Below are 8,671 nucleotides of genomic sequence, written 5' to 3' on the forward strand. Positions count from 1 at the left end.
TCGCTGTCGAGATGCAGCGCAGATTTCACCGGACGCGCGGGGAACTCTTGGCATATCGGGCGGGATCCGGTCGGGGTGACACTGGGTGTCCAGGTGGGCCCCCCGCGGGTCCCAGGGATCGCCCGAAACGTACGGGCGGCTGCGGCTCTGGCGGGTTGGTTGTGGCGAGTCATGTGGCGGGCGGACAGGGCCGGAGGTGACGCACACGGCGCACGGCGCGACCCCTCGCCACAAACGACCGATTTAGCCGAGCAGTACGAACGAAGGAAACCCCATGAGCGCCCACGATCCCCATCTGACTGTTGCGGAGCATATCGGGCTCTTCACCGTTGAGTGTGGTGTGTCATGTCTAACCCGCCGCCGATGAGGAGCATCCGGAGGCGGTAGTTGTCCCGGTTGCGGAAGCCTCGGGCGATGCGTCGGTGGAGTTCGATGAGTCCATTGATGGCTTCAGTGCCGCCGTTGCTGGCGCCGTTGGTGTCGAAGTAGCCGAGGAACTCGCGGCGCCATCTGTTCAGGGTCTTGCCCAGCCGTGCGACCTCGGGGATCGGACACGAGGTGAAGGTGGCGAGGATCTTCTCGGCGACTGCTCGCCCGGCGGCATGAGTGCCCTGACGGTAGGCGGAGCGAACCTTCTGGGCGCACAACCACGCGATTTCGACCTCGATGTGTTGCTCGTGAGCGGCCCAGGCCGTCTCGAGCCGATCGCGTTGCCGATCGGTGAGATTCTCCGCGCCGGCGCGCAGGACGTTGCGGACCCGGTACAGCGGATCGCTCTTGCGGCCGCGGTGGCCGTGGATCTGCTGCTGAACCCGCCGGCGGACATCATCGACGACAGTGGTGGCCAGCTTGACCACATGGAAGGCGTCCAGGACCGAGCGGGCGTCCTCGAGCTGGTCATCGATGGCGTTCTTGTACCCATGGAACGGGTCCAGGGTCGCCACCTCGATCCGGGCTCGGAAGGCGTCGCCGCGCTGGTCGAGCCAGTCCTTGTACACCCTGCCGGAACGGCCCGGCACCAGATCGAGCAACCGCGCCCTCGTGCGCCCGCCCTCGTCCCGGGTCAGGTCGACCATCCCGGTCAGCTCTTTGGGGCCGCGCCCGCCGTGATGGATGGGTTTGGTCGAGACGTGATGCCAGACATGCTCGTCAACCCCGAGGATCGCGACGCCCTCGAAGCGGGATGGGTCCTCGTCAGCGGCCTGCAGCAGGGGTTGGATCGAGTCCCACACTGTGCGCCATCCTGTCCCGAGCTGACGGCGGATCCCGTTGACGGAGGCGTGCTCTCGGCGGATCTGCTCGATCGCCCACCGGCACGCCCGGGTCGTCAGCACCGCTCGCGGTGCAGCGACCTTCTCGTCCTGCTCGATGAACGAGCCGACCTCGCAGGCTGGATCTGGACACAGCCACCGGCGCTTGCGCCAGATGATCCGCACCGGTCGCCCGAACGCTGGCGCGTCGACCAGGCTGACCTCGATCCGACCGTGACCACGGGCGATCACCCCGCAGGAGCGGCATCCCATCGGCTCCGGCGCGGACTCGACCGTCACCACCAGCCGGTCGTTGTCATCCCGTTCGGCGGTGAGCACATGCAGCCCGGGCAATCCGACCAGCAGATCGCAACACGTGCAGTAGTCGCCGCGCGCACGGCAGTACAACGTAGGCTCAGGCATGGTCGAGGTCCTTGTGATCAGGAGAGGTCAGAGTCCTCTGATCATCGAGGGCCTCGGCGCTTTCGAGCCCTCACCCCAGGCCCCGGCGCGTCACACCCCCACACTCAACGGCGAAGAGCCGCATATCGTCAGCCGTTCCACACCCGAAGAAGTCCGCACCGTGGTGCGCGTCCTGGACCGCTTGAGTGACGACGCGGGCGAGCAGGCGATGCACGGTGTGCTATTGGAAATCGGGGGCATTGGATACGCCCCCAGCGAGTCCGCGCGGAACTTGCGAGAGGTACTCACGCACGCGTCGCAGCTCGCCATTGCGCTGGACGATGCGCTAGACGCGACCGGCCACTAGCTACCGTCTGTGTCATCGGGACTGCTGGGTCCCACCGCTCGATGTCGCCGGGGATCAGCCGTTAGGACGTGGCGATCAGCGGACGCCGCGTGCCGTGGAATCGCGGTGGCGCGAGTTTCGGCGAAAATTCTGTCCGCCGCAAACCACCGATTCCGTCCCGTGCCGCCTCGGGAAGCCGGGGTGGTTCGCTTATCGGGCTGTCGGGTTGGGAGCCATACGCTTCCAGAGCTGGGCGTGGCCCTCGGCGTCGGGATGGACCCCGTCGGTGAACCGGTCCGTCCGACCTTCCAGGACGGGCCAGAGGTCTATGACGTCGCGGTGGGTCTGAGTGGCCCAGCAGATCAGCCGGTCACGGTAGTTCGCGGCGTCCTGAGGGCGTACCTGCATGCTGAACTGCTCGGAGGCGCGCTTGACGTCGAGCCACACGGGCGTCAGGACGACGGGTCGGCGACCGACGCCCTCCAGCCGGGTGCACATCGCGTCCATCATCGTCACGAGCTCGGCAGGATGGGCGGGGCCGTGGTTGGCGGCCAGGTCGTTGATGCCGGCCGCGATGACGACGGTGTCCACACGGCGCAGAGCAGTCTCAGCGTCGATGTGATGGGTGAGCTGTCGGAGAGTGAGGCCGGGGACGGCGAGATTCCATACCCGCCGCCCGTAGGTGTTGCCGTGCTGTCGTGTCAGTTGTCCGGCCCAGCCTCCGTCGGGGTCGTCAAGACCGAACGCGATCGAGTCGCCCACGACGGCGATGCGTTCAGCGGCGGTCAATGGGTCTGCGGCGACGTAGGCCCATGCCGTACCGGTGCGGGGTTCGTCCCCTGGACCGATCGTGGTGAGCTGCACCCGCCGGCGGACGTAGGCGTCCACTTCGTAGGCGTCGGCGGCGGCCAGTTGCTCGGTGCTCAGGGTGAGCACGTGGCCCTGAACGGCCTCCTCCACCCGTCGGGCCAGGCCCCGGTGCTCAGCGGCGCCAGAGAGACGGATGACATCGGGGTCCGTGATGGGGACGTACACCAGGCCATGGCCGGGGAGGCCGGCAGGCTGGGAGGGCACGGGTCCGCCGAAGAGAGCGTGTTGCACCTGCGGCTGGGTCAAGGTCCCGAAGGAGAAGAGCTGGGCCGGCTGAGTCTCAGGCATGGGGCGAGATTACCGGGGCTGAGATGTTCGCGAGTGAGGGTGAGAAGGGTAGATCCGCGCCCCTCCGATAGTCGTCCAGTCGGGTATACCCCTTTACACACCCCGTCCGCCCACGAGACCATCACGTCAGAGACGGTCCCAAACCGGTGTGGATGTGATGGCTTGGTGGCGGGTTTCTGTGATCGCTCAGTGGCGGTGCTGTCGCGCGTCAGACTTAGTGGCAGGGCCGTTATGTAGGTCCTGAAGGAGAGTCTGACATGGGTAGACCACCCTCGATTCCGGCGGAGAAGAAGACCCGGATAGTGCTGAGCGTGCTGGCCGGCGAGATGTCCATCGCCGAAGCGGCACGCAAGGAGAAAGTCAGTGAGCAGTCCATCGGACGGTGGAAGGCCGAGTTCCTGGAAGCCGGCAAGACCGCCCTGGTGGCCGGCAGGTCCGGACCATCCTCCCGAGAGGAACAGCTGGAGGCCGAGGTCGCCGAGCTGACCCAGGCCTTGGGCGAGGCACACCTGGAAGCCAGGGTGTGGAAGAAGTCCGCGGAGGGCCGGCTGGGCCCTTCGAGGACCTCGAGGTGATCCGCGTGGAAGCGGGCATGTCGACCGCGAGGTTCTGCCAGCTCTTCGACATGCCCGAGCGGACCTGGCGCCGCTGGCAGGCCAAGGCCCGCACCGGGACGGCGGTGAAGGGACCGTGGCCGCAACCGGGACGGCAGGCCGCCAGGGAACTGGTGGTCAAGCACGCGCTGGCCCATCCGGCGTGGGGGCATCGGAAGATCTGGGCAATGGTCCGCCACCACGGGCATGTGGTTTCCGAGGCGACCGTGCTGCGGATCCTGCGCGACGAGGGGCTGATTCTGCCCGCGCAGTACCAACGGGAGCGACGGAAGCTGGCCGAGCGGCGCAAGGCCGCGTTCGCCACCAAGCCCTCAGGCCCGAACCAAGTCTGGCAGCTGGACTTCAGTGAGTTCGAGACCACCACCGGAGGGACCTGGCGGCTGGCCGGGTGCCGGGACTACTGGTCCAAGTACGAGCACCCCTTCCACGTTTCGCCCACCGGGAACCAGCACGACGCGATCGACGCGATCGAGTTGGCCCTGGCCGACTACGAGGCTATGTTCGGTCACCCGCTGGTCGAGGCCTGCCCGGTCGATCCCGAGACCGGTGAGCTGTTGGCCGTGGTGACCATCGTGACGGACAACGGCGGGCCGTTCCGGTCCTTCCGCTTCGAGTCCTTCATCGCCGCCCACCCCGAGCTACACCACGTGCGTACCCGAGTGAAGACCCCGGGGCAGAACGGGTCCCGTGAACGCGGCTTCGGCACGCTGAAGTACGAGCGGCTCTACCTGGACGAGATAGACGACGCGATCGTGCTCGCCGAGCGGGCCGAGGACTACCGGATCGAGTACAACGAGCTCCGGCCCCACGAGGCCGTCTCATGGAACCGGCCCAAGGAGGTGCACCTGGGCCTGGCCGACCCCACCACCCCGACATTCAAAACCAAGGAAATCCTGCCAACTACTTGACGCGGGACAGTGCAGGCGCGGTCAGGTGTCGGTCGTGGTGCGGCGCAGCTCGCGGTAGATGGTGGTGCGGGAGACGTTGAACAGCTCGGCCAGCTCGGCTTGGGTGTGCTCGCCGGCGGCGTGCAACGTCAGCAGGTGCTTGCGCTGAGAGGGCGAGAGCTTGGGCTTCTTGCCTTTGAGTTTGCCCTTGGATCTGGCGATGGCCATGCCTTCGCGGGTGCGCAGGCGGATGAGGTCCGCCTCAAACTCGGCCACCATGCCGAGCACGTTGAACAGCAACCGGCCGACGGCGTCGTTGGGGTCGTAGACGCTGCCTCCGAGACTGAGCGCCACTCCCTTGGTGGTGAGCTCGTCGGCGATGTCCCTCGCGTCCGGGAGCGAGCGGGCCAGCCGGTCGAGCTTGGTCACCACCAGGGTGTCGCCGTCCCGGGCCGCGGCCAGCGCTTCGCGCAGCCCGGGCCGGGCGCGGGTCGTTCCCGTCAGGCCGTGGTCGAAGTAGATGTCCTTGTTCTCGACTCCGAGGCGCTCGAGTGCTTCCCGTTGGGCGGAGAGGTCTTACTCGAGAGTCGAGACGCGCGCGTAGCCGACATGGGTATCCCCATTGTTGCAGTTACCCTCCCCTCACCGCCCACGTCACCGTACGGGTCTTGCGTACATGACGATCCCTCACAAGACGTCGTCGAGGACTGAGCTCGCTTGACGTACGGTGAAGGATCCCCTTACGGGTATGCGATCTGGGCTGACGCCTGTGACCGAGTGTTCAGTGCGCGCTGTATAGTTCAGTCCATGCTGACTATTGCTTCGCGTCTCGACGTGATGAACCGCCTGGGTCGTGCACTGGCCGACCCCACTCGATCCCGGATCATCTTGACCCTGCTCGACCATCCCGCTTACCCGGCGGAACTGGCCCGAGATCTGGACCTGACACGCCCGAACGTGTCCAACCACCTGGCATGCCTGCGCGATTGCGGGATCGTCGTCTCCGAGCCCGAGGGTCGTCGGACACGATATGAGATCGCCGATTCGCACCTGGCGCAGGCGCTGACGGCACTGGTCGATGCCACCCTGGCAGTGGACGAAGACGCCCCGTGCATCGATCCCGCCTGCTCGCTTCCCGGATGCGACGCAGCTGGGGAGGGCGCATGATCCTCACCTCGGTCTTGCAGGCGATGGGCCTGTTCGCAGCGACCAACATCGACGACATCATCGTGCTCTCCCTCTTCTTCGCGCGAGGGTCAGGCCAGCGCGGCACTACCGCCCGCATTCTGGCCGGCCAGTACCTCGGATTCGCCGGCATCCTCGGTGCCGCGGTCCTGGTGACCATCGGCGCCGGAGCATTCCTGCCCTCGGCAGCCATCCCGTACTTCGGTCTCATCCCTCTGGGCCTCGGCCTCTGGGCCGCATGGCAGGCCTGGCGCGGAGACGATGACGACGATGACGACGAGGCCAAGGTTGCCGGCAAGAAGGTCGGCGTGTGGACAGTCGCAGGCGTCACCCTTGCCAACGGCGGCGACAACATCGGCGTCTACACCCCTGTCTTCCTCAGCGTGGAACCTCTCGCAGTAGTCGCCTACTGCATCGTCTTCCTCGCGCTCGTCGCGGTCCTGGTGGCCCTGGCAAAGTTCGTCGCCACCCGCCCCCCGATCGCCGAAGTGCTCGAACGCTGGGAGCACATCCTCTTCCCCATCGTTCTCATCGGCCTCGGCATCGTGATCCTCGTCAGCGGCGGAGCCTTCGGACTCTGACGTAGCGGCAGCGATCCAAACGGCCCCGACCGGGCGCACCCCTCTCGGTTCAGACCGCGACACCTACCTGTAGCCAGTCCTGCGTGATCGCGGCAACAAGACCGTCACGGAGCGCTGCAAAAACCCCGCCACCAAGCGAACGAAGCCACAGCCCCGTCGCATCCCGGACGCCCGCCACAAACGACCGATTTTGTCGCCCTGGACAACAAGCGCCAGCGCTCCCCATGGGCAGGGGCCGACCCTGTGCTCCAACGAGAACAGCGGGCCAGCCTCTGCAGAGGCTGGCCCGCTGTTCAGCGTTGAGTCAGGAAGTGCGCACCGTGATCGGGGTGCCTTCGCTGATGTGCTGGGCGTAGATGCTCAGCTCAGGATCACTGATGGTCCCGCTGATGCGGGACCACCGCGTCCGCAGCACCGGCTTGATCTCTTCCACCGGCGCACCGGCGTACTGCTGGCCCAACTGATCGAGCATCCTCTGGTAGTCCTTGGCCAACGTGGTCATCGTGTCCTGGACGGCTCGCTGCAGCTCGCGCTCCAGATTTCCCGAGATCTTCACCCGGGCGCTCATCGGGACACCTGCTGGGTGATGGTGGTTCCGGGGTGACGTGCGACGGTGGAAGTGGTGACGAAGCGGCCCGTGATGGCCGAACGGCCCACCGAACGGGTCGCTCCGCCGGGTGAGGGGATCGTCTCGGTAGTGGTGGTCCGCGGATTGCGCTTGGCCGTGGAGGTCTTCACGAACCGGCCCGTGCTGGCACTGCGGTGAACGGTCTTGCCCATGGGCTCGACTCCTGTTCTAGGGCGTGTCTGAGAATAGATGCACGAGTCAGCTGAGACCCTGGGGACATGTCCCGGTTCCAGATGCTCTCTGACACCCAATGGGAGTTGATCGCCCCGATGCTCCCGACCCGGACCGGCCGCGCCGGCAGGCCGTTCGCCGACGCCCGCGCCATGGTGGAGGCAATCATCTACCGGTACCGGTGCGGAATCGCTTGGAGGGATCTGCCCGAGGTCTACGGGCCCTGGCAGACCGTGTGGACCTGGCATCGGCGCTTGGCCGAAAAAGGCACCTGGGACACGGTGCTGGCCACGCTGACCGCCGCCGCTGACGCCGAAGGCCTGATCGATTGGTCGGTGGCGGTGGACTCCACGATCGCCCGCGCCCACCAGCACGCGACGAACATCACCCGCCACACAGGGGGATGGATCGAACTACAAGAATCCGCGTGAGGAGCCCGCCGATCACGGCATCGGGCGCTCCCGTGGCGGGCTGAGCACGAAGATCCATCAGCTCGTCGATGGGACCGGGCTGCCGCTGGTCAGCCTGATCACCCCCGGCCAGGCAAGGGACTCCCCGATGCTGCTTCCTCTTCTGGAGCAGCTGCGCGTGACCCGGCCAGTAGGGCGGCCCCGGACCCGCCCCAAGGCCGTGCTGGGCGACAAGGCGTACTCCTCCCGGGCGATCCGCACCCACCTGCGTGCCCGCCGGATCAAGGCGGTCATCCCCGAACCGGCCGACCAGCAGGACCACCGCAGACGCCGCGGCTCAGCCGGCGGGCGCCCCGTCGGCCTCGACGCGGACGCCTACAAGGGCCGCAACGTCATCGAGCGCCAGTACGCACACCTGAAGCAGTGGCGGGGCCTGGCCACCCGGTATGACAAGTACGCGATCATCTACAGGGCCGCTGTGGTGTTGAACGCTGTGATCGCATGGTCAAAACGATTGTCAGACATGCCCTAGTCCTCTCCGGTGAGCTTCGCTGATTCGCGTAGCGCTGGGGTTGTGGTGCTCTCAGGAGTCGCGCCGGTCGAACATGGTCTGGGCGTGGTGGACTTGGGTGAAGTGGTCGATGGACCAGGTTTCGAGGGCTTTGAGGGGGGCCAGGAGGGAGCGGCCGGCGTCGGTGAGCTGGTATTCGACGCGTACGGGCACTTCGGGGTAGGCGCGGCGGGTGAGCAGGCCGTCGCGTTCCAGGGCGCGGAGGGTTTGGGTGAGCATCTTCTGGGAGATGCCCTCGACGTGACGCAGTAGGGCGGAGAAGCGGGCGGGTCCGGGGCCGAGGGCTCCGACGACCAGGACGGTCCACCGGTCGCCGATGCGGTCGAGGATGCGCCGGGTCGGGCAGCCGGCCTGGTATGGGTCCAGAACCATCTCCTCGATGCTCATGGCGATCGTCCCCTCCTGGTTACCACCAAGTGCCTACTTACCAACGGAAACTAACTCTCCTACAGTGAGAGGATGGAGTAA

At 66.6% G+C, this 8,671-nt stretch carries 11 protein-coding genes and 1 pseudogene; 6 read left to right on the forward strand and 6 right to left on the reverse strand.

Features of this window, described 5'->3' with window-relative positions; translation table 11 throughout:
* Positions 1-323: 323 nt before the first annotated feature.
* Entirely contained in the window at positions 324-1,673 is a 1,350-nt protein-coding gene (locus tag BJ976_RS00655; RefSeq protein ID WP_239286782.1) for an ISL3 family transposase, read from the reverse strand.
* Here BJ976_RS00655 and BJ976_RS00660 point away from each other — a divergent pair.
* Complete coding sequence (locus tag BJ976_RS00660) at positions 1,672-2,019, forward strand: hypothetical protein (RefSeq protein ID WP_184231792.1); 348 nt, start codon at positions 1,672-1,674, stop codon at positions 2,017-2,019. The genes BJ976_RS00655 and BJ976_RS00660 overlap by 2 nt on opposite strands.
* 189 nt (positions 2,020-2,208) lie before the next feature.
* Here the strand turns inward: BJ976_RS00660 and BJ976_RS00665 are convergent, their stop codons facing one another.
* A complete protein-coding gene (locus BJ976_RS00665; protein ID WP_167736980.1) occupies positions 2,209-3,156 on the reverse strand; it encodes a GDSL-type esterase/lipase family protein in 948 nt (315 codons plus the stop codon).
* A gap of 257 nt (positions 3,157-3,413) precedes the next feature.
* On the opposite strand from BJ976_RS00665, the gene BJ976_RS00670 reads away from it, so the two are divergent.
* Positions 3,414-3,731 carry a transposase gene (locus BJ976_RS00670; RefSeq protein WP_010080477.1) on the forward strand — a complete coding sequence of 106 codons (318 nt, stop codon included), beginning with the start codon at positions 3,414-3,416 and terminating at the stop codon, positions 3,729-3,731.
* A gap of 17 nt (positions 3,732-3,748) precedes the next feature.
* Positions 3,749-4,678, forward strand: coding sequence for an IS3 family transposase (locus BJ976_RS00675; protein ID WP_221419375.1), 930 nt, complete (start codon positions 3,749-3,751; stop codon positions 4,676-4,678).
* Between the two features lie 21 nt (positions 4,679-4,699).
* Here BJ976_RS00675 and BJ976_RS00680 read toward each other — a convergent pair.
* Positions 4,700-5,266: pseudogene (locus BJ976_RS00680) on the reverse strand (recombinase family protein); the annotation flags it as partial.
* Between the two features lie 198 nt (positions 5,267-5,464).
* Here BJ976_RS00680 and cmtR point away from each other — a divergent pair.
* Entirely contained in the window at positions 5,465-5,824 is a 360-nt protein-coding gene (gene cmtR / locus BJ976_RS00685; RefSeq protein ID WP_006590980.1) for a Cd(II)/Pb(II)-sensing metalloregulatory transcriptional regulator CmtR, read from the forward strand.
* On the forward strand, positions 5,821-6,423 hold the full coding sequence (locus BJ976_RS00690; RefSeq protein WP_135031010.1) for a cadmium resistance transporter: 603 nt from the start codon (positions 5,821-5,823) through the stop codon (positions 6,421-6,423). Before cmtR ends, BJ976_RS00690 begins: the two co-directional genes overlap by 4 nt.
* Before the next feature lie 304 nt (positions 6,424-6,727).
* Here the strand turns inward: BJ976_RS00690 and BJ976_RS00695 are convergent, their stop codons facing one another.
* Together BJ976_RS00695 and BJ976_RS00700 are read right to left on the reverse strand one after the other, a co-directional pair.
* A complete protein-coding gene (locus tag BJ976_RS00695; RefSeq protein ID WP_036334322.1) occupies positions 6,728-6,991 on the reverse strand; it encodes a hypothetical protein in 264 nt (87 codons plus the stop codon).
* Complete coding sequence (locus BJ976_RS00700; RefSeq protein ID WP_036334324.1) at positions 6,988-7,203, reverse strand: hypothetical protein; 216 nt, start codon at positions 7,201-7,203, stop codon at positions 6,988-6,990. The genes BJ976_RS00695 and BJ976_RS00700 overlap by 4 nt, the downstream gene beginning before the upstream one ends.
* A gap of 66 nt (positions 7,204-7,269) precedes the next feature.
* On the opposite strand from BJ976_RS00700, the gene BJ976_RS00705 reads away from it, so the two are divergent.
* Positions 7,270-8,164, forward strand: a protein-coding gene (locus tag BJ976_RS00705) for an IS5 family transposase (RefSeq protein WP_184231794.1) whose coding sequence is annotated in 2 segments (ribosomal slippage) — positions 7,270-7,626 and positions 7,628-8,164 — 894 coding nt in all. Because the reading frame shifts where the segments join, the coding sequence is not laid out codon by codon here.
* 51 nt (positions 8,165-8,215) lie between these two features.
* On the opposite strand, the gene BJ976_RS00710 is transcribed toward BJ976_RS00705, so the two are convergent.
* Positions 8,216-8,590, reverse strand: coding sequence for a winged helix-turn-helix transcriptional regulator (locus tag BJ976_RS00710; RefSeq protein WP_209281032.1), 375 nt, complete (start codon positions 8,588-8,590; stop codon positions 8,216-8,218).
* Between the last annotated feature and the right edge of the window lie 81 nt (positions 8,591-8,671).

The sequence above is a fragment of the Micrococcus flavus genome (assembly GCF_014204815.1).
GTDB lineage: Bacteria > Actinomycetota > Actinomycetes > Actinomycetales > Micrococcaceae > Micrococcus > Micrococcus flavus.

Bases quoted from the DNA above. Each gene is read 5' to 3' on its own strand.
- cmtR (WP_006590980.1), top strand. From the start codon at position 5,465: ATGCTGACTATTGCTTCGCGTCTCGACGTGATGAACCGCCTGGGTCGT.
- BJ976_RS00660 (WP_184231792.1), top strand. From the start codon at position 1,672: ATGGTCGAGGTCCTTGTGATCAGGAGAGGTCAGAGTCCTCTGATCATC.
- BJ976_RS00655 (WP_239286782.1), bottom strand. From the start codon at position 1,673: ATGCCTGAGCCTACGTTGTACTGCCGTGCGCGCGGCGACTACTGCACG.
- BJ976_RS00700 (WP_036334324.1), bottom strand. From the start codon at position 7,203: ATGGGCAAGACCGTTCACCGCAGTGCCAGCACGGGCCGGTTCGTGAAG.
- BJ976_RS00695 (WP_036334322.1), bottom strand. From the start codon at position 6,991: ATGAGCGCCCGGGTGAAGATCTCGGGAAATCTGGAGCGCGAGCTGCAG.
- BJ976_RS00710 (WP_209281032.1), bottom strand. From the start codon at position 8,590: ATGAGCATCGAGGAGATGGTTCTGGACCCATACCAGGCCGGCTGCCCG.
- BJ976_RS00670 (WP_010080477.1), top strand. From the start codon at position 3,414: ATGGGTAGACCACCCTCGATTCCGGCGGAGAAGAAGACCCGGATAGTG.
- BJ976_RS00690 (WP_135031010.1), top strand. From the start codon at position 5,821: ATGATCCTCACCTCGGTCTTGCAGGCGATGGGCCTGTTCGCAGCGACC.
- BJ976_RS00675 (WP_221419375.1), top strand. From the start codon at position 3,749: ATGTCGACCGCGAGGTTCTGCCAGCTCTTCGACATGCCCGAGCGGACC.
- BJ976_RS00665 (WP_167736980.1), bottom strand. From the start codon at position 3,156: ATGCCTGAGACTCAGCCGGCCCAGCTCTTCTCCTTCGGGACCTTGACC.